This window comes from Cyanobium sp. Lug-B (assembly GCF_024345635.1).
Lineage (GTDB): Bacteria > Cyanobacteriota > Cyanobacteriia > PCC-6307 > Cyanobiaceae > Cyanobium > Cyanobium minutissimum.
On the sequence record NZ_JAGQBM010000001.1, the window covers coordinates 62764 to 82384 of the forward strand.

At 70.0% G+C, this 19621-nt stretch carries 17 protein-coding genes and 1 tRNA gene; 10 read left to right on the forward strand and 8 right to left on the reverse strand.

Going from position 1 to position 19621, the window contains the following annotated elements:
• Positions 1-46 precede the first annotated feature (46 nt).
• Positions 47-709, forward strand: coding sequence for a Coq4 family protein (locus KBY81_RS00330; protein WP_254975143.1), 663 nt, complete (start codon positions 47-49; stop codon positions 707-709).
• Positions 710-713: 4 nt separating this feature from the next.
• Positions 714-2420: an ATP-dependent DNA ligase gene (locus KBY81_RS00335; protein ID WP_254975144.1), complete on the forward strand. Its 1707-nt coding sequence runs from the start codon at positions 714-716 to the stop codon at positions 2418-2420.
• Here KBY81_RS00335 and KBY81_RS00340 read toward each other — a convergent pair.
• From KBY81_RS00340 to KBY81_RS00355, 4 genes are all read right to left on the reverse strand, one after another.
• Positions 2411-3004: a DUF4178 domain-containing protein gene (locus tag KBY81_RS00340; protein WP_254971458.1), complete on the reverse strand. Its 594-nt coding sequence runs from the start codon at positions 3002-3004 to the stop codon at positions 2411-2413. The genes KBY81_RS00335 and KBY81_RS00340 overlap by 10 nt on opposite strands.
• A gap of 88 nt (positions 3005-3092) precedes the next feature.
• Positions 3093-4640, reverse strand: coding sequence for a polyamine aminopropyltransferase (locus tag KBY81_RS00345; protein WP_254975145.1), 1548 nt, complete (start codon positions 4638-4640; stop codon positions 3093-3095).
• On the reverse strand, positions 4637-4870 hold the full coding sequence (locus KBY81_RS00350; RefSeq protein ID WP_106220075.1) for a hypothetical protein: 234 nt from the start codon (positions 4868-4870) through the stop codon (positions 4637-4639). Before KBY81_RS00350 ends, KBY81_RS00345 begins: the two co-directional genes overlap by 4 nt.
• A 1-nt stretch (position 4871) precedes the next feature.
• Positions 4872-5906 (reverse strand): hypothetical protein, encoded by a 1035-nt coding sequence (locus KBY81_RS00355; protein WP_254975146.1) that lies wholly within the window; start codon positions 5904-5906, stop codon positions 4872-4874.
• 54 nt (positions 5907-5960) lie between these two features.
• Here KBY81_RS00355 and KBY81_RS00360 point away from each other — a divergent pair, with 54 nt between their 5' ends.
• Together KBY81_RS00360 and KBY81_RS00365 are read left to right on the forward strand one after the other, a co-directional pair.
• Positions 5961-6170 carry a DUF350 domain-containing protein gene (locus KBY81_RS00360; protein ID WP_094584670.1) on the forward strand — a complete coding sequence of 70 codons (210 nt, stop codon included), beginning with the start codon at positions 5961-5963 and terminating at the stop codon, positions 6168-6170.
• A 22-nt stretch (positions 6171-6192) separates the two neighbouring features.
• The gene (locus tag KBY81_RS00365; RefSeq protein WP_254975147.1) at positions 6193-8703 is read left to right on the forward strand and encodes a ligase-associated DNA damage response DEXH box helicase; all 2511 of its coding nucleotides are present in this window, start codon (positions 6193-6195) and stop codon (positions 8701-8703) included.
• A 35-nt stretch (positions 8704-8738) separates the two neighbouring features.
• Here the strand turns inward: KBY81_RS00365 and KBY81_RS00370 are convergent.
• From KBY81_RS00370 to cax, 3 genes are all read right to left on the reverse strand, one after another.
• A tRNA-Ser gene (locus KBY81_RS00370) sits at positions 8739-8823 on the reverse strand.
• A gap of 60 nt (positions 8824-8883) precedes the next feature.
• Positions 8884-10065, reverse strand: a complete 1182-nt coding sequence (locus KBY81_RS00375; protein ID WP_254975148.1) for a pentapeptide repeat-containing protein — start codon at positions 10063-10065, stop codon at positions 8884-8886.
• The gene (gene cax, locus KBY81_RS00380) at positions 10062-11174 is read right to left on the reverse strand and encodes a calcium/proton exchanger (RefSeq protein ID WP_106220079.1); all 1113 of its coding nucleotides are present in this window, start codon (positions 11172-11174) and stop codon (positions 10062-10064) included. The genes KBY81_RS00375 and cax overlap by 4 nt, the downstream gene beginning before the upstream one ends.
• 382 nt (positions 11175-11556) lie before the next feature.
• Between cax and KBY81_RS00385 the strand changes: the two genes are divergently transcribed.
• The 4 genes from KBY81_RS00385 to siaD all read left to right on the forward strand — a co-directional run bounded on the left by KBY81_RS00385 (position 11557) and on the right by siaD (position 14544).
• Positions 11557-12645, forward strand: coding sequence for a SpoIIE family protein phosphatase (locus tag KBY81_RS00385; protein WP_219903939.1), 1089 nt, complete (start codon positions 11557-11559; stop codon positions 12643-12645).
• Between the two features lie 91 nt (positions 12646-12736).
• Positions 12737-13285 (forward strand): biofilm regulation protein kinase SiaB, encoded by a 549-nt coding sequence (siaB, locus tag KBY81_RS00390; RefSeq protein WP_106220081.1) that lies wholly within the window; start codon positions 12737-12739, stop codon positions 13283-13285.
• A gap of 4 nt (positions 13286-13289) precedes the next feature.
• A complete protein-coding gene (gene siaC / locus KBY81_RS00395; RefSeq protein WP_106220082.1) occupies positions 13290-13685 on the forward strand; it encodes a biofilm regulation phosphoprotein SiaC in 396 nt (131 codons plus the stop codon).
• Between the two features lies 1 nt (position 13686).
• Entirely contained in the window at positions 13687-14544 is an 858-nt protein-coding gene (gene siaD / locus KBY81_RS00400) for a biofilm regulation diguanylate cyclase SiaD (protein WP_254975149.1), read from the forward strand.
• A 157-nt stretch (positions 14545-14701) separates the two neighbouring features.
• Here the strand turns inward: siaD and nrdJ are convergent, their stop codons facing one another.
• The gene (nrdJ, locus tag KBY81_RS00405) at positions 14702-17089 is read right to left on the reverse strand and encodes a ribonucleoside-triphosphate reductase, adenosylcobalamin-dependent (RefSeq protein WP_254975150.1); all 2388 of its coding nucleotides are present in this window, start codon (positions 17087-17089) and stop codon (positions 14702-14704) included.
• Between the two features lie 109 nt (positions 17090-17198).
• Between nrdJ and KBY81_RS00410 the strand changes: the two genes are divergently transcribed.
• Together KBY81_RS00410 and KBY81_RS00415 are read left to right on the forward strand one after the other, a co-directional pair.
• Complete coding sequence (locus KBY81_RS00410) at positions 17199-17894, forward strand: class I SAM-dependent methyltransferase (RefSeq protein ID WP_254975151.1); 696 nt, start codon at positions 17199-17201, stop codon at positions 17892-17894.
• Positions 17891-19543 carry a peptide chain release factor 3 gene (locus tag KBY81_RS00415; protein WP_254971477.1) on the forward strand — a complete coding sequence of 551 codons (1653 nt, stop codon included), beginning with the start codon at positions 17891-17893 and terminating at the stop codon, positions 19541-19543. The genes KBY81_RS00410 and KBY81_RS00415 overlap by 4 nt, the downstream gene beginning before the upstream one ends.
• Positions 19544-19621: the final 78 nt, after the last annotated feature.

Genomic DNA, 19621 nt, shown 5'->3' on the forward strand with positions numbered 1-19621 from the left:
ACCTTCCCCGTCAGACTGGCCTCCCACTCCGGCGACGGCTTGCCCCATGCGGTTCAACCTCCAGCAACGTCTGCAGTCGCTGCGGATGGTGGCCGGCCTGGCCGCCTTCCTGAAGAACCCCACGGAGCTCGAGAGCGTCTTCGGGGTGGCCCGGAGCCTCCAGGGCAGCCCCCTGGCCAGCCAGATGCAGCGACACCTGCTGGAGAACCCGGCCATGGCCGCCCTGGTGGCGGAAGGCTGGCGGCCCGAGCCGGTCGACCTGGCCCATCTGGCGGCCCTGCCCGTGGGCAGCCTGGGTCGCACCTACGCCGAGCAGCTGCAGCGCCTGAATCTGACGCCGGACAGCCTGATCGATCCCCGGCCGATCAGCTCACCGGCGGAGTACATCACCCACCGGCTGCGGGAGACCCACGACATCATCCACGTGCTCACCGGTTTCGGCATCGACGGCCCCGGCGAGCTGGGGCTGCAGGCCTTCAACCTGGCCCAGGTGCGCTCCCCCCTGGCGGTGCTGCTGATCTTCGGTGGCCTGCTCGGCACCCTTCAGGACGACGAACCGCTCGAACCGCTGCTGCGCGCCCTGGCCCGGGGCTTCGCCATGGGCCTGGAGGCCCGCTGCCTGATCACCTTCAAGCTCGAGGAGGGCTGGGAGCGGCCCCTGGCCGACTGGCGACGGGAGCTGGGGCTGCCGGAAGCGCCCCTGGCCTGAGCCGATGCGGGCCTTCGCCGACCTCTTCCAGCAGCTGGAGCGCAGCAGCGGCACCAAGGCCCGCGTCGAGGCGCTGGCGGCCTACTTCAGGGCCGCCGATCCGGCCGATGGCGCCTGGGCCCTGGCCCTGCTGCTCGGCAAGCGGCGCCGGCGGCTGATCACCGGCCGGCGGCTGCGGCAGATCGCCCTGGAGCGCTCCGGCCTGCCGGACTGGCTGTTCGAGGCCTGCCACGCCCAGGTGGGGGATTCGGCCGAGACCATCGCCCTGCTGCTGCCCCGGCTGGGCCTGCCGCCGGCCCCGCCCCTGGAGCTCCCTCTGGCCGAGTGGATGGGCACGCGGCTGCCGGCCCTGGGCGCCCTGGAGGCCGAAGCCCAGGCGGAGGCGGTGCTGGAGATCTGGGGGGGGTTGCCCGAGGGACAGGTCTTCCTGTTCAACAAGCTGCTCACCGGCGGTTTCCGGGTGGGTGTGGCGGCCGGCCTGGTCACCCGGGCGCTGGCGGAGGTGTCGGGGCTGGAGGAGGCGGAGCTGGCCCACCGGCTGATGGGCGGCTTCGAGCCCTCCGCCGCCGCGATGGAGGCCCTGCTGGCGCCCCTGGAGGCCGGCGCCGCCGCGCCGATCAGCCGCCCCTATCCCTTCTGCCTGGCCTCCCCCCTGGAGGCGGAGCGCCTCGCCGCCAGCGATCCCGCCGGCTGGCAGGTGGAGTGGAAGTGGGACGGGATCCGGGCCCAGCTGATCCGCCGCGACGGCCAGACCTTTCTCTGGAGCCGGGGCGAGGACCTGATCAACGCCAGCTTCCCCGAGCTGGAGGGGGTCGCCGCGTTGCTGGGACCGGGCACGGTGCTGGACGGGGAGCTGACCGTCTGGCCGGCCGGGGCGAGCCAGCCCGCCGGCTTCGGTCCCCTGCAGCGGCGGCTGGGGCGCCAGAAGCCCGGCGCCGCCCTGCTGCGGGAGTGTCCGGCGGCCTTCGTGGCCTACGACCTGCTGGAACGGGGGGGCCGGGACCTGCGCCCCGAGCCCCTGGGCCGACGCCGTGCCGCCCTGGAGGACCTGGTGCGGCGGCTGCCGGAGGCGGCCTCCACCCCCGCTGCCGGGCTCCTGCGCCTCTCCCCGGTGCTGCCCCTGGGCCACTGGGAGGAGCTGGAAGCCCTGCGGCAACGGGCCCGATCGGTGGGCGCCGAGGGGCTGATGCTCAAGGCGCTCGATTCGGCCTACGGCGTCGGGCGGCGCCGCGGGCTGTGGTGGAAGCACAAGCTGGAGCCGATGGAACTCGATGCGGTGCTCCTCTATGCCCAGGCCGGCAGCGGCCGCCGCGCCAACCTCTACACCGACTACACCTTCGGCCTCTGGGACGGCGAAGGCCGCCTGGTGACCTTCGCCAAGGCCTACTCAGGGCTCGACGACGGCGAGATCACCGAGCTGGACCGCTGGATCCGCCGCCACACCACCGAGCGCTTCGGTCCGGTGCGGGCCGTTGAACCGCTGCAGGTCTTCACCCTGGGCTTCGAGGGCCTCCAGCGCTCCTCCCGCCACCGCAGCGGCCTGGCGGTGCGTTTTCCCCGCATCCTGCGCTGGCGCCGCGACCGCACCCCCGAATCCGCCGACAGCCTGCTCAGTGCCCTGGCGCTGCTGGAGGACCCGGCCATCCCGGCGCGATCGGGCCCGGCTCCCCGGTCGGATCCAGATCAGCGATCGGATCCCGCTCAGCGGTAGACCGAACGGCCATCCCCGGGCAGCAGCAGCGGCGCCGCCGGGTCGATGCGCCGGCCCAGGCTGAGCTCCGGGGGCCCCGGATCGGCGCCCTCCTCCCAGCGCTCCAGGGACAACACCCGGCCGTCGGCCCCTTCGTAATCGCCGTAGCGGCAGCCCGTCAGGCGCCGGTTCATCACCCGGGCGGCAGCGGTCACCGACGCCCGGCCCGTCTCCTTGAGGTGATAGAGCTGGCCGCGGCAGCGCAGGTGCTCGGGGAAGTCGGCCGTCAGACCCTCCAGCTCGGCGGCCGGGACGTCCTCCAGCCAGCTCACCTCCAGCCAGTCGTCCTCGCAGACGCTCAGCCAGCGGCCCTCGGTGCCGTCGCGCAGCAGGTACTCCAGCCACTGGAAGCCGTCGTCGTCGTAGAGCAGCCGGTCCTCCACCACCCAGTCACGGCCGTCGTGCTGAACGATGTCGCCGGTGGTGAGGTTGAACAGGGTGCGGCCCTGCAGCGTCGGGGCACGGCGGCGCAGGCGGGTCCGCCGCAAGAGCAGCAGGGCGACGGCGGCGAGCAGCAGCAGGAGCAGGAGAAGCCAGACAGCCATCGAGGCGCTCAGGGGCCGGAGCAACCAGGCCGGCGGGCCCAGCTTATGGAGGCCGTCGCCCCCGTCCCGTCGCCGCCGCGGGGGCCGGTCAGTTCTCGCGCCAGCGGCCCTGGCGCTGGTACTCGGCCAGCACCGGCCGGTGCAGGCGATTCGGCAGCACCCGCTCCCCCGGCGGCAGGGCCAGATCCCGGCTGAGGGGGAAGAGGCGCTCCAGCTGCCCCTGGTCGATCCAGCGGCCCTGGAACGGAAGCACGGCCGGAGACGGCCGCGGCGGGCCGCGGTGGGCCAGCACGAAACCCCAGGGCCCGAAGCTGGGCACATCCACGCCGTAGGGGCGGGTGGTCAGGTTCAGCTCGCCCAGGGTGGCCTGGATCGAGGCCAGCACCCTGGGGCTGAAGAACGGCGTCGAGGCCTGGGTGACCAGCAGGCCATCGGGGGCGAGCCGGCCCAGCAGGCGCCCGTAGAAGGTGACGCTGTACAGGCGCGCCAGGGCCGGCGTGGACGGGTCGGGGAAATCGGCGATGATCACGTCGTAGGGGCCCCGCAGCTGACGCACCCGCTCGAAGGCGTCGCCGAACACCAGCCGCACCCGGCCGTCCTCCAGGCTGGCGCCGTTCAGCCGCCTCAGGAACGGCTGCTCCCGGGCCAGCCGCGCCATGGCGGGGTCGAGCTCCAGCAGATCCACCTGCCGCACGGCCGGCCAGCGCAGCACCTCCCGCAGGGCCAGCCCATCGCCCGCCCCCAGCAGCAGCACGCGAACCGGCCGGCCGTGCCAGGCCATCGCCGGATGCACCAGGGCCTCGTGGTAGCGGTACTCGTCGAGGCTGGAGAACTGCAGCTGGCCGTCGAGGAACAGACGCAGGTCGTCGCGGCGGCGGGTGAGCACGATGCGCTGGTGGCGGCTCTGGAGACGGCTCACCACCGGATCCTCGTAAAGGCCGTCCTCGATCCGGTCGCCGAGGGGGACCAGTCCGAGGCCCGCCAGGGCGACCACGGGAACGGCGAGGGCGATCGAGCGGCGCCAGAGCCTCCCCACCGGGAACACGGCGGCGATCACCACGCAGCTGACCAGGGGCATCAGGGCCAGCCAGCCGGCGGTGGGCAGCAACCCCAGCCAGGGGAGCAGCACCAGGGGAAACAGCAGGGCCCCCACCAGGGCGCCCAGGTAATCGAGGGCCAGCACCCGGGCCAGGGCGACCCGCAGCTGCTGACCGCACTCCAGCAGCCGGGTCAGCAGCGGCACCTCCATGCCGCCGAGCGCCCCCACCAGCACGGTGAACACCACCAGGCCCAGCCACACCGGCCCCCCCAGCCGGAAGATGGCGAACAGGCCCAGGGGCGCCAGCAGGCACAGGGGCGCCAGGGCCAGTTCGACGCCCAGGAACCACTGCAGCAGGGCCAGACCGGGATCGGGCCCGGCGGCCAGAAACTGGCTCAGCCAGGCGCCCAGGCCCATGGCGGCCAGGAAGGTGCCCACCACCACGCCGGTGGCCAGGGCATGGTCGCCCAACAGATAGCTGGCCTGGGTGACCAGCATCAGTTCCAGCACCAGGCTGACGCTGGAGGAGAGGGCCGCCGCCGCCAGCAACACCCGCACCTGCAGGGGGCTCAGGGGCGGAAGGCTGCGGGCCGTCACTTGGCCGCGCCCGGCCCGCGCCCCTGGAACCCCGTCCAGTCCTGGCGGCGGGGCGTCGCCGTCACCCAGCGACCGGAGCGGTAGCTGCCGCCGTAGCGGACGCCGCTGGAGGCGGCGGGGGTGCCCTCCTGACCGAGGCGCCAGAGGCCAGGACGGGTGATGGCGGTCACGGTGCCGGCGGCGACCACCGTCACCGTCAGCAGCATCAGCAGCGCGCGCTCGTCGACCATCTCAGCGGCCCTCCATCGCCCCGTCCAGGGACAGCACCGGGACCGGTCGGGCCGTCCGCAGCCCGTCCTCCACGGTGAGCCGCAGCCACTCGAGCTCCCAGAGGTCACCGTCGGCGCGGAAGCTTTCGGGCAGCTGCACGCGGAAGCGGTGGCTGCCCGGCTCCGGCAGGCGCAGATGCATCACCTGGCGGGCGGACAGCCAATGGTCCCCATCGCTGGAGCGATGGGCCACGGCCAGCGTCTGCCGGTGCCGGAGGCGGGGGCGCCCGAGGGCGTCGCACACCTGCAGCTCCAGGGTGGCGGTGGCCGGCGGCTGGCCCAGGGGGGGATCGTCATCGGGCAGCTCCCAGCGGGCCTCCACCCCCACCCGCACCAGACCGGAGCCACCGGCGTCACAGCGGATCGCGCTGACGCCGTCACCGCTGCGCCGCATCCAGCGGCCCCGGCCGATGCCGTAGCAGGCCCTCAGCAGCACCAGCGCCGTCGCCAGCGTGACCACGGCGGTGAACAGGAGCAGGGGGGCGTCGACGCTGTGGTTGCGGACGCTGCCGCGCACCACCACAGGCTGCGGCAGGGGGCGACCCGCCTCATCGAGCAGATCCTGCAGCTGCACCGCCAGCTGGAAGCGTCCGTTTCGGTCGGGGCGCAAGTCCAGCGCCACGCCCGCGTCGCCCTCCTCCCAGGTGCCGCTCTCCCCGTCCTCCGCCCAGGTGCCGCTGGCCCGCCAGCCGTCCTTGGTGAGAGCAAGCACGGTGCGGCCGCTGGCGTCGAGCAGGGCGACATCCAGCTCGATGCTGCTGTTGGGGGGGATCTCGGCCGCCAGCGTCAGCTGCGGGCTGCCCAGCCAGCCGTCCCGCAGCTCGAAGGGGGCACTGAGCACCCGCTGGCCCTCCGGCACCACCATCACCAGCCGCCGGGGCCACTCCAGCGCCGAGAGGGCCAGCACCAGCAGGGGCAGCAGCGGCAGCACCAGGCTGGCCAGCGGCCAGAGCAGCAGCGCCGGATCCCGCTGTCCGCCCGGGGAGGACGTCCCCATCAGAGGGCGGCCTCCGGGCAGTCCCTACGGTGGGTCCGGCTTCGTGACGCGGGGATGGTCAAACCACTGCTCCAGATGCTGCTGATGGTCGGCTGGACCTTTCTGGGCATCATCCTCATCTATGTCGGGCTGCTGCTCTTCGATCGCCTCTCCCCGATCGATTACCGGGCCGAGATCCGCCGGGGCAACATCGCCGCCGGGGTGGTGCTGGGGGCCGTGATCCTGGCCATCGCCGCCGTGGTGGTGGCGGTGCTCTCCACCTGAGCCGTTCCCGCCCCGCCCCCCCTTGACCCCTTCCCCCGCGGCGGCGTTGCGGCCGATCGAAGCCTGGTTCCGTGCCCGCGGCTGGCGGCCGATGCCGTTCCAGCGCCAGTGCTGGCGCGCCTACCTGGAGGGGGCCAGCGGCCTGATCCAGGTGCCCACCGGCTCCGGCAAGACCTACGCGGCCGTGATGGGACCGATCGCGGCGATGCTGGCCGAGAACGGTGGCGCAGGACCGGACGCGGGCCTGCGGCTGCTGGTGCTGACGCCCCTGCGGGCCCTGAGCCGGGATCTGCTGCTGGCGATCCGGGAGCCGATCGAGGCCATGGGCTGGCCGCTGCGGGTGGGGCTGCGCAACGGCGACACCAGCAGCCATGAGCGGGGCAAGCAGCTCAAGGCCCCGCCCCAGATCCTGATCACCACGCCCGAATCCCTCTCCCTGCTGCTGGCCGGCCCCCGGGCCCAGGCCCTGTTCGCCGATCTGGAGGCGGTGGTGATCGACGAGTGGCACGAGCTGATGGGCAGCAAGCGCGGCTCCCAGACCGAGCTCTGCCTGAGCTGGCTGCGCAGCCGGCGGCCGGCCCTGCGCACCTGGGCGATCAGCGCCACCATCGGCAATCTGGAGAAGGCGGCCCGGGCCGCGGTGGGGGTGGACGGCGAGCCGCGGATCATCACCGCCCGCATCCGGCGGGACACGCAGATCCGCAGCCTGCTGCCCGACACCATCGATGGCTTCCCCTGGGCCGGCCACCTGGGGCTGCGCATGTACGAGGAGCTGGTGGCCGCCCTCGACCCAGCCGTCTCCACCCTGCTGTTCACCAACACCCGCAACCAGGCCGAACGCTGGCACCAGTGCCTGCGCTTCGCCTGCCCGGAGATGGAGGGGGCCCTGGCCCTGCACCACAGCGCCATCGACCGGGCCGAGCGGGAGGCCATCGAGGCCGGGGTGAAGGCCGCCGCGATCCGCTGGGTGGTGTGCACCAGCTCCCTGGATCTGGGGGTCGACTTCCAGCCGGTGGAACGGGTGGTGCAGATCGGCAGCGCCAAGAACCTGGCGCGGCTGCTGCAGCGGGCGGGCCGCTCGGCCCACCAGCCCGGGGGAACGGCCCAGGTGCTGTTCATGCCGACCAACGCCCTGGAGCTGCTGGAGGTGTCGGCGATGCGCCGGGGACTGGGGGAGGGGCTGGTGGAGCACCGCCGCCCGCCCCAGGAGCCCATCGATGTGCTGCTCCAGCACCTAGTGAGCCTGGCCTGCGGTCCGGGCTTCGAGCCCGAGGCCACCCTCGCCGCCGTGCGCCGCACCTGGAGCTACCGCCAGCTGGAGCGCAGCCGCTGGGACTGGTGCCTGCGCTTCCTGGAGGAGGGGGGCGACTGCCTGGGGGCCTACCCGCGCTACCGCAAGCTGGAGCGGGAGCCGGCCGCGCCCGCCCCGGCCGGCTCCTGGCGCTACGTGGTGCGTGAACCGGCCGTCGCCCGTCTGCACCGGCTCAACATCGGCACGATCAGCGCCGATCGGGCCGTGACGGTGCGCTTTGTGCGCGGCGCCGTCCTGGGCCATGTGGAGGAAGCCTTCGTCGGCCGGCTCAAGCCGGGGGACGTCTTCTTCTTCGCGGGCCGCCAGCTGGAGTTCGTGCGCCTGAGGGAGATGACGGCGATGGTCAAGGCCACCACGCGTCGCAGCGCCACGGTGCCCGCCTGGGGCGGGGGCCAGATGGCCCTCTCCGACCTGCTCAGCGCCCATCTGCGCCGGGAGGTCGACCGCTGCGCCCGCGCCCTTGACGGCGAGGCGGGGTTCAGCCTCGACACCGCCGAGCTGCGGGCCCTGGCACCCCTGCTGGAGCGCCAGGTGCAGCTCTCCGCCCTGCCCCGGACCCACCAGTTTCTGGTGGAGCTGTGCCACACCCGGGAGGGCAGCCATCTCTACGCCTATCCCTTCGAGGGCCGCTTCGTGCATGAGGGCCTCGGCTTCCTGTGGTCGTGGCGACTGGCCCGGCACCATCCGGGCACCTTCACGGTGTCGGTGAACGACTACGGCTTCGAGCTGCTCGCCCCCCGCGGCTACCCCTTCGAGGAGCTGCTCGCACAGCACGCCGAGAGCCTGCTGGATCCCACCGGCCTGCTGGAGGACCTGGAGCGGGCCGTGAACCTCTCGGAGCTCTGCCGTCGCCGCTTCCGCTCCATCGCCCAGGTGAGCGGCCTGGTGCTGAACGGCTACCCCGGCCAGGCCCGGTCCGGCGGCCAGCTGCAGATCAGCGCCGCCCTGCTCTTCGATGTCTTCCAGCGCCATGAGCCCGGCAATCTGCTGCTGGCCCAGGCCCGCGGCGAGGTGCTGGAGGACCAGCTCGACCTGGGTCGGCTGATCGGCACCCTGGAGCGGCTACAGGCAAGCGAGTGGCTGGAGCGGTATCCACCCCGACCGGGGCCCATGGCCTTCCCCCTGCTGGCGGAGCGGCTCAACAACCGCATGAGCAACGAGTCGCTGCTGGAGCGCCTGGAGCGCCTGCGCCAGCAGGCCACCCGGGCCGAGGGCCGCTGAGAGCCCGGCGGGGGTGCAGGGCAGGGAAGGAAGAACGGAGGGGGTGGGATTCGAACCCACGGAATCTTGCGATTCGCCGGTTTTCAAGACCGGAGCCATCAACCACTCGACCACCCCTCCTGGATGGGCGGCCCGACGCGCATGCCGGAGCCACGCCATGGTCCCATGCAGGGGCGGCCCCTACAGCCGGCTGGGCAGCCCCTTGCAGCCGCCGGGGATCGTCTGGCGGGAGCGGGGCCCGCTCCAGGCCGCCAGGTAGGTCCGGCTGGCGGGATCCAGCTGGCGCACCCCCGAGAGGTTGACGTTCTCCACCAGGGCACCGGTGCCGGCACCGCCGGCGTGGTCCGGCGGCTGCTGGGGCTGGGGCGGGGTGGCCTCCAGGGCTTCGCCGTAGAAGAAACGGGTGTCCTGCAGGTTGGCCCCCTGCAAGTTGGCGCCGGCCAGGTTGACGCCCGAGAGGTTCGCTTCGGCCAGATCGGCGCCGGAGAGGTCGGCCCCGGAGAGATCGGCACCGTTGAAGTCGATGGCCCGCAGGTCGGTGCCGGCGAGGTCGGCTCCCCGCAGCATGCTCTGCAGGCGGATCACCGGGACGCCCCTCTGCCGGTCCTCCTCGTAGCTGCCCTCCCCATCAAGGATGGCCCGCCCCAGCCGCTGGTCGCGGCGCAGGGGCGTCAGCAGCCGGGCGTGGGAGAGAAACCGCAGGATCCGGGCCTTGCCGTCGCCGTCGATGCTGCTGAGCACGGCGGCCAGACGGCCCTCCGCCAGCATCCGCTCCAGGGGCCAGTCCTCCAGCAATCCCTCCTCGTCGCTGATCAGCTCGGAGATGCCGTGGATGAAGCTGTCGATGGTCTGGGCCTGGGTGATGCGGTTCTGCTGGGTGGTGAGCCGCTGGTCCACCATCACCTGGCGCCAGGCGATCATCAGGGCCACCAGGGCCACGAGGATCTGGCCGATCGCCCCGATCACCCCTTCCCCGAAGGCGCCGATCGCCTCCCAGTCGCCGTTGCGATAGATCGCCAGCAGCGGGTCGAACCAGCCCAGGGCCAGGGGGATCGCCAGCAGGGCGAGCACCAGGGACAGCAGCGCCAGCAGGCGAACCGTGGGGGGGTCCTCCAGGTGGCGGGCCAGGAGCTGCCAGAGGGGCGGCAGCAACTGCCGCAGGGCCAGGGCGACGACCAGCAGGGCCGCCGGCAGCGCCAGCCAGGACAGTCCCAGGATGAGGGCCGCCTGGAGCACCAGGAGCGTGAGCAGCAGCTGCAGGCCGGCCCCGTGGCGCAGGCGGGTCCAGGCCCCACCCGAGCGCAGGGCGGGGGGCGGGCCGGAGGCGGCGGAGAGCGGACGGTCGTCCGGCTTCGTGCTCATGGGACGGGGCTGCCCTGGAAGAAGAAGCCGGCCGCCAGGATGGCGTAGGCCGCCAGCAGCAGCACCCCCTCCAGCCAGTCCGAACGTCCGTCGAGGCTGACCAGGTTGCTCACCAGGACCGCGGTCGCCACCGCCACCACCTCATAGACGTTGAAGCTGAGGTCGAGGGGGTGGCCGAGCAGCGGGGCCACCAGCAGCAGCACCGGCACCACCAGCAGTCCCACCAGCAGGGTGGAACCCAGGGCCACCGACACCGCCAGGTCCATCTTGTCCTTGCGGGCCATGCTCACCGCCGTGAGGTACTCGGCGGCGCCGCCCAGCAGGGGCAGCAGCACCACACCGGTGAACAGGGCCGAGAGGCCGAGGGACTCGGTGACGGTTTCCACCACACCGACGAACAGCTCGGAGGCGTAGGCCAGGCCGACGGTGGCCGCCAGCAGCACGGCGACCCAGGGGAGCAGGGGCGGCTTGGTGGCGCCGCCATCGCCGTGGCTCCCCTCGCCATCCACGCCCAGGTCAGCCTCCGCCACGGCGTAGAGGGTGCGGTGGGTCTTGAGGGAAAACAGCAGCGTCAGGCCGTAGACGGCCAGCAGCACCCAGGCCACGAACAGGGAGAAGGACTCGGCGGCACCCGCGTCGAGGCCGCCGGCGCCGTTGCCCACCATGCCGCGCAGGCTGGGGATCAGAATCGCCAGCACAGCCAGGGTCATGGCGGAGCCGTTGACCCGGGCCACCACCGGCTGGAAGCGCTGCTCGCTGCGGCCGATCCCGCCGACCAGCATCGACAGGCCCAGGGCCAGCAGCAGGTTGGCCATCACCGTGCCTGTGATGCTGGCCTTGACGATGTCCACCAGGCCCGCCCGCAGGGCCGCCAGGGCGATGATCAGTTCGGTGGCGTTGCCGAAGAGGGCATTGAGCAGGGCCCCGAGCGAAGGCCCGAGGGTGAGGGACAGCTCCTCGGTGGCGGTGCTGAGCAGGATCGCCAGCGGAATGATCGAGAGGATCGACGTGACGAAGACGATCCCGTCCCCCCAGTGGAGCCGATCCGCCGCCGCCGCCACCGGCAGCATCGCCAGCAGGCCGGTGGCGATGCGCAGGCGAGGGGGCATGTAGAGCGAAAGAGAGTGACCCATTGTGACCGACTGTTGATCGTCGGGGCCATGGCCACCAATGGTGGAATCACCACGCCATCGGGGTGGGCCGGGGCCGGCCGGCGACGTCGGTGTGATCAGGAGGCGCGGGCGGGATGTTCGACTCAGAATGGCCGCAGCAGCATGCTCCTGATTGCCCGACACCCTGCAGGCCAGCATGGGTCCGACCAACCCTCAGGCGATGAACATCCCCATCCAGGGACCCGATGGGGACGGGCCCGACCAACGCCCCGGCCACCGCTTCAGGCTCCGCAGACCACGGCGAGGGCATCACCCCCCGACACGACAACCGGCGGCATCGATTCAGCAGGTCTTCACCCTGATTGCGATTGTCAATGGGTTGGTTCTGCTGTATCTGGTCATCGCCGCCATCCAGGTGCTGATGGTGCCCGGCAGCCGCTCGGCGGAGGTCTATGTCTCCCTGATCCTCACGCTGCTGCTGGTCATCCTGGCGATCATCTCTTATCAGATCATCGCCCGGCGCATCATCCTGCCCATCGCCCGGCTGGTCAGGGAAGCCAGTGCGATCGAGAGCGACGACATGAGCAGCCTGCTGACGATCCGGAGCAACGACGAGATCTCCAGACTCGCCCAGGCCTTCAACGTGGTGCTCATCAAGATGCGCCAGGCCCTGATCGCCGGTGAGGCCAGCAACCGGCAACTGCTGGAGGCGAACCGTCAGATCGAAGCCTCCATCAACTACGCCGGCCTGCTGCAACGCTCGATCCTGCCGGACCGCCAGCTGCGGGAAACGTTCGGCAACGACTATTTCATCCTCTGGCTGCCGCGCGACACGGTCGGTGGCGATTACTACATCTTCCACTCCGAAGGCGGACATTGCCTGGCCGGGGTGGCCGACTGCGCCGGTCACGGCGTGTCCGGAGCGATGATGACCATGCTGGCCAGGGCAGGAATCGATCGATCGATCATGGAGGTGGGCATCACCTCACCGGCCGCCATCCTGAGCTGCACCGATACCGCCATGCGCACCCTGCTGCATGGGGCCAGGATGAGCAAGTCGATCGCCACCAGCATGGACATCGGGCTGGTTCGCCTTGACTTCGAAGCCAGGACACTTAGATTCTCTGGGGCAAAGATCAGTCTCTATTGGAGTGATGGGCAAACCATGCACATGCTCAGGGGAGACCATCGGGCCATCTGCGACCAACGGGTGGGCTCCTACACGGACCACGACATCCCGTTGCTGCCGGACTGCACGTACTACCTCACCACCGACGGCCTTCTGGACCAGTCCGGCGGCGACAACGGCTTTTCCCTCGGCACCCAGCAATTCAAGGAATGGCTGATCCGGCTGGCCCGCCAACCTCTGGAGCAGCAGCGCCAGGCCCTGGCCGATGCCCTCGAGCAGTTTCGCGGCGGCCATCCCCAGCGGGACGACATCACCATCCTGTCCTTCCGATTCTCCTAGAGGCCTGACTGATGCCCCAAACGATCATGACCAGCGAGCCCATGTCGAGGCCCACCAAGGCCCCCGGTGAGGCGATCTCGGAGCTGACGCGATGACGATCACCACCACCAGCCTGATGTCTCTGAGGGAATTCTTCAGTGACTACCGGATCCTCATCTGCTTCAATGGCCCCATCTCCACCACCCTGATCGGTGAGATTGGATCGGCACTCAAGGAACACATTGAATCCAATCATGCACCAGAATTAGAAGTGATGGATGTGTTCAGTGTGTATATTGAAATGAGTCAGAATATCCGCAATTACGCCACCAGTCATGGCTTCAGTGACGCCGAGTCCTCCGCCACGGTCGTGATCGCGGCCGCCGAGGCTGGCCATTACGCCGTCTGTGCGGGTAACCTCGTGGAGATGGAGGATGGAAAGGCCCTGCTGAAGCGGATCCACGAACTCGCCGACTGCGACAAGGCCCAGCTGAAGGTGCTCTACAAGCAGCAGTTGCGCCAGCCCCACTCCCAGACCCCGGGCCAGGGTGCCGGCCTGGGTCTCATCGAGATCGCCAGGCGCTCGACCCAGCCCATGGAGGCCTCCCTTGACCCCCTTGAGACCGGTCGTGCCTTCTTCAGCCTTCGGGCCATCATCTGATCCCATGAGCAGCAGCGAAGCACTGAACCTGTCGGTACCGGGCTCCCAGTCCAGCCCCTCGATCCGTGCGGACTGGAAGGCCGGGGTCGTGGTGATGAGCGGTGAGTCCTATCCTGAGAATTCGTTCGAGCTCTATGACCAGCTGATCCAGTGGATTGAGTCTTACCTGTCCACCGCCGACCAGTCCCTCACCCTTGAGCTGCATCTCAACTACCTCAACACCAGCAGCATTCGCTTCATGATCGATATCTTTGATCTGCTGCAGAGCGCCTTTGATGAAGGCAAGGAGGTGCTGGTGCAGTGGATGTTCGATGACAGAAACCCCCGCTCCGCTGAACTGGGTTCTGAGTTCAAGGAAGACTACACCTTTCCTTTCCTGATCCTTTCCATCAACGCCTGACATGCCCGAGACTTCCGGTCCGAAATCAGACGATCAGCTGGAACAGGAAGTCATGGCCGTCCTGGCCGATCAGCGCTACGACAATGATCCGGTCCGGGATCTGCTGGCCAGGCTATGGCACCGCATTGAGGAGCAGGTCGACCGGCTGGAGCGCGTCGCCGATATCTCCGACCTTTACCAATCCCACGTGCTGGAGAGCAACCGCAGCCTCACGAATCGCTACGAGAAGCAGCTGCGCCAGATCAAGCGGGTGGTGCGCATCTCCGACCTCTATCAGGCCTCACTTAAGGAGGTGAATCTCAGCCTGTTCGAGGCCTCCACCCACGATGCCCTCACGGGGATCTCCAACCGTCGTTTCATGGCGGAGCGCTGCCTGGAGGAGGATCAGAGGGCCAGTCGGCATGGCTCCACCTATTCGATGATCATCCTGGATGTTGATCATTTCAAGTTGATCAACGACGAATATGGCCACGCCACCGGTGATCTGATGCTGGTGGATTTCGTCAAGGCCCTCTCCAACAGCCTTCGCCATTACGACATCATCGCCCGCTGGGGAGGGGAGGAATTTCTGGCCCTGTTGATTGATGCGGACCTGTCCACAGCGGAAGGTGTGGCCAAGCGCATGCTGGCCAACATCCGCAACATGCGCGTCTCCATTGATGACATGGAGCTGCAACTGACCGCCAGCATGGGCCTGACCGAGCACAAGGCCGATGAGAACTACGACGCGACCTTCCGCCGCGCCGACAAGGCTCTGCTGATGGCCAAGAACGGCGGTCGTGACCGCCTCGTGGTGATCGATCCGGTCGATCCCCTCAGCCATCGCGAGATCTGCAGCCTGGCCGCCAGCGCCGAGTAGGGGGCCGGGCCGGGGCCGAAGCAGCCACCACATCCCGGGCCATCAGCACCGGCACACCCCATCCCCCGGCGCCATCGCACCGGGGGGGGATTGCACCCTTCGTTCCCCGCCCTTCAAGCCAAGGTGGGACCCGGCGGCCCGCTGGGCCGCCGGCACCTCAGGCCTCAGGCTTGGCGAGCGGCAGCAGACATTTGTCGGAATCGCACCCGGCCGGGCCGGCTTCGATCAGCTCGCCGCGGTCGTACTTCTGCAGCGCCAGGAAGAAGTCGGCGCAGACACGTCGCTGCTCGACCTCAGCGACCAGGCGGGCGTAAGTGGCCTGATCGATCGGCTCAAAGGGCAACCGCGGGAAGGTGGCATTGGCATCGAAGCGGGCCAGGAGCGCCGCCGAGATGTAGCCCTCGCCATTCTCGATGGCGTGGTGGATCGCGGCGGCCAGGGGCTTGATCTCATGCTCGCGGAATTCCACCGTTGCCGAGGTGTTGTGGGTGGTGTAGTAACGCTGCACCTGCATGTAGAAATCAAACTGGGCCAGGGCGGAGAAGTTGTTGATCTCCACCCGGTCGGCCCCGGGCAGGTTGGCCCAGCTCACCTCGGTGGGAATCTCCACCAGCCACTCGGTGCAGCGCGGATCGAAGGGATCATTCAGCAGCCGCCCCTGCTCGTCCTTGTCCGACTGGGACGGAACGATCGCATAGCCGTACTCCATGCAGGCGAGGGCCACCGGATCGTTCTTGCGGAAGGTGATGCGGCGGATGAAGCGCTGGGCCTTGGGGGGATGCCAGCCGGGGCTGGCGCCGGTGAGCAGGCTCTTGGTGCCGGCCGGCTGCACGGTGGTGCAGCGGTTGGGACGGCGCATGCCGTGGCGGTCGCAGTAGTCCCACACCGCCTCATGCACCCAGTCCTTCCAGCGGGACAGGTAGGCCGCCTCCTGCTGGCGGAACGCCCGGCCCTCCTCGCTGTCGGGACGACCCGCCTCCCACCACTGCAGCCAGGGGGTGCCGAAGGCGTGGACAAAGAAGTCGAACAGGCCCGTGAAGCTGACCCCGACGATCGGATCCCAGGCCCGGCTACGGCGGTAGCGCTCGACCTCGAAGCGGTGGTTCAGCAGGCAGGCCACCGCCAGACCGCCGGCTTTGAAAGCATCCTCCTGGGCCTGGTGGTCGGTGGGGTCGATCCGATTGAGATGGATCTCCGCCAGGTTGCAGTGGAAATCGGCCCCCAGAATCTCGCCGCAGGGATTGAGGCCGTAACGTCCGAGCCGGTGTTCCAGCTCGTCGGCGCCGATCTCTGGATGGTGCAGCTGCAGCCAGCGGCCGGCTTCCTCCCGGCCCTGGTCGCAATAGATGCCGATGAACTCGGTGCGAAGCTCGGGAGTGGTCAGCAGGTCGGCGTTGGAGCGGGCGATGGCCTCGGGGGCGAACTGGATGGCCCCCTCTCCCGACTGGAACTGCTTGGTGACCGCTTCCAGCACCACCTCGCGGCTGGGGCGCACGTGAAACACGCGGGTGTGGTTGGCCATGCGCAGGGCGTCGCGCTCCGGATCGATGCGCCAGTTCCCCTGCGCGTCCTGCTGCCAGAGGTTCTCCTTGGCACCGAGGGCGGAATCGTCATCGGCGCAGAACTGGCGCATGCCGGCACTGCGGCGGATGTTGCCGGCCACGATCGTGACCGCCGCCTCATCAATCAGCAGACAGCACTCCACCGAGGTGAGCTGGCGCCCGATGGCCTTGTTGAGGATCTGGGCGACGCGGCCATAGAGATCCTTCAACTTGACCGGGTTGGCCATGCCGCCGAAGCCCTTGAGGGTTTCCCCCACCGGACGCACGTCCGAGAGATCCACCGAGACGTGCACGGGGCCCTCGAAGCGCTCGTCGCTGCAGAGGTTGAGCAGCAGGCGATAGCTCTCCACCCAGCCGGCACGGGTGTCGCCGACGCGGACGCTGACGTGATGGCCGTCGATCTTGTGGGTGGTCTGCTGCTGGCGGGAGCCGATCGGCGTCAGGCCGATGTCGGTCACACCGTCGATGACGAGGGTGTTGCGCACCTTCGGCAGCCGGTTGATCAGATGGGGCTCGATGATGGCGCCGGTGCCGCAGCCCATCATCGCCAGATCCATCATCAGGGCGAAGGCTTCCCAGTCCACCAGGTTGGTGGAGGTGCAGTTGTAGGCGCCGGAGAAGTTCTCGGGTTGCTCAATCCACTCGGTGCCGCCGATCCACAGCCAGCGGCCGGAGGGCAGGGCCATCTGGTGGCGCTGCATGCGCCGGATCAGCTCCACCTCGGAGGTGTCCAGGGAGCCGAGCACCCGCAGACCCTCCAGGTTGCGCTCGGCCACCTCGTGCCAGCTCTCCCGGCCACCGCTGGCGGTCTTGCGGCTGTAGGTCCGGTAGAAGACCGGGTAGGCGGCCGGAGCCGTGACCGGAAAATCCGCCGCCGGCCCCGGGCTCGCGTCGCCGCCGGCAGAGGGTGCCCCGACCGATGTCGCCCCGGCCGATGGGGCCGCCGTGGTGGGGGTGGCTGGACGGGCAGCGGAAAGGGTCACGGGGGGTACGGCCGGATCGTGTTGCGCACCATAACGCCACCTGTAGGGTCTGCAACGCTCACCCGCCACCAGCCACGGTGCCCGGGCCGCCCCAGGGGATGCTGGAGCGATGGAGCGGATCTGCGAACCCGAGCTGATGGACGAGCCGCTGCAGGCCCAGGCCTATGCGGCGGCGGACTTCTCCAGCGGAGACCGGGCGGTGCTGGAGCGGATCGACGCCGTGCTCGGCCCCAGGGGCGTGGGGGAGGGTGAGGGGCTGAGCGTCGTCGATCTGGGCTGCGGACCGGGCAACATCACCTTTCTGCTGGCCGGTCGCTGGCCCGAGGCCGACGTGCTGGGCATCGACGGCTCCGCCGCCATGCTGGCCATCGCCGAGCGGCGACGGCTGGCGGAACCGGACGCCCATCGCCACGTGCGCTTCCGGCGACTCGTCCTGCCCAGCCCGCGGCTGGCGGGACCCTGCAGCGCCGTGGTCAGCAACAGCCTGCTGCACCATCTCCATGATCCCGGCGTGTTCTGGGGGGCCGTCAAGCAGCTCGCGGGGCTGGACACCTGCCTCTATGTGCGCGACCTGCGCCGGCCGGCGACCGCCGCGGAGCTGGAGGTCCTGGTGGCACGCCACGCGGGCGCGGCGCCGGCGGTGCTGCGACGGGACTACGCCCATTCGCTGCGGGCGGCCTTCACCTGCGCCGAGGTCAGCGAGCAGCTGGCGGCCGCCGGACTGGAGGGGCTGCAGGTGCGGGAGGTGGACGACCGCTATCTGGAGATCCACGGCCCCATCCCGCCTGGCAGGCTGGCCCCATGACCAGCCGACCCCCTTCCGTCCCCGTACCGGACACCGACGCCGCGGCCCTGGCGGCGGCGGTGAGCCGGCGCCGCAACTTCGCGATCATTTCCCACCCCGACGCGGGCAAGACGACCCTCACCGAGAAGCTGCTGCTCTACGGCGGGGCCATTCAGCAGGCCGGGGCGGTGAAGGCCAAGGGGGAGCAGCGCAAGGTGACCTCCGACTGGATGGAGCTGGAGAAGCAGCGCGGCATCTCGATCACCTCCACCGTGCTCCAGTTCGACTACGCCGGCAGCACGGTCAACCTGCTCGACACCCCCGGCCACCAGGACTTCTCGGAGGACACCTACCGGACCCTGGCCGCCGCCGATAACGCCGTGATGCTGGTGGATGCGGCCAAGGGCCTGGAGCCCCAGACCCGCAAGCTGTTCGAGGTCTGCCGGATGCGGCGGATTCCGATCTTCACCTTCGTCAACAAGATGGACCGGCCGGGGCGCGAACCCCTGGAGCTGATCGACGAGATCGAGCAGGAGCTGGGGCTGGCCTGCTGGCCGGTGAACTGGCCGATCGGCAGCGGCGACCGCTTCCGCGGCGTCATCGACCGGCGCTCCCAGGATCTGCTGCTGTTCGAGCGGGCCGAACGGGGCCGCCAGAGCCTGGAGCGGCGCCTGGCCCCCGGCGATCCCGATCGGGCCGGGCTCGTGGAGGCGGAGCTGCTGGAGCTGGCCCAGGAGGAACTGGAGCTGGTGGAGGGGGCCGGCGCGGCTCTGGATCTGGAGCGGGTGCACGCCGGTGAGCTGAGCCCGGTGTTCTTCGGTTCGGCGATGACCAACTTCGGGGTGCGCCCCTTCCTCGATGCCTTCCTGGAGCTGGCCCAGCCGCCGGTGGCCCGGGAGAGCGACCAGGGGCCGGTGGATCCGCTGCGGCCCGAGTTCAGCGGCTTCGTGTTCAAGCTGCAGGCCAACATGGACCCCCGCCACCGCGACCGGGTCGCCTTCGTGCGGGTGTGCAGCGGCCGCTTCGAGAAGGACATGAGCGTGCGCCATGCCCGCAGCGGCCGCACCATCCGCCTGTCCCGGCCCCAGAAGCTGTTCGGCCAGGACCGGGAGGTGGTGGAGGACGCCTACCCCGGCGATGTGATCGGCCTCAACAACCCCGGCATGTTCGCCATCGGTGACACCCTCTACACCGGGGCGCGGGTGGAATACGAGGGGATTCCCTGCTTCAGCCCGGAGATCTTCGCCTGGCTCCGCAACCCCAACCCCTCGGCGTTCAAGAGCTTCCGCAAGGGGGTGAACGAGCTGCGGGAGGAGGGCGCCGTGCAGGTGCTGTACGACACCGACCCCAGCAAGCGGGATCCGATCCTGGCGGCGGTGGGCCAGCTGCAGCTGGAGGTGGTGCAGTACCGGCTGGAGAACGAATACGGCGTCACCAGCCGGCTCGAACCGCTGGAATTCAGTGTCGCCCGCTGGGTGAGCGGCGGCTGGCCGGCGCTGGAACGGGTGGGACGCCTGTTCAACTGCAAGACGGTCCGCGACGCCTGGGACCGCCCCGTGCTGCTGTTCCGCAACGACTGGAATCTGCACCAGCTGCAGGAGGACCACCCCGACCTGGAGCTGCACGGGGTGGCGCCGGTGGTGAGCGGTGTGGAGCCGATCGCCCTCTGAATCCGGGGGCTTGGGCGCCGGCCCGGGGGAATCCCCTCCCTCGCGCCAGGCGGTTGGAGGGGGCAGAATGAAGCAACA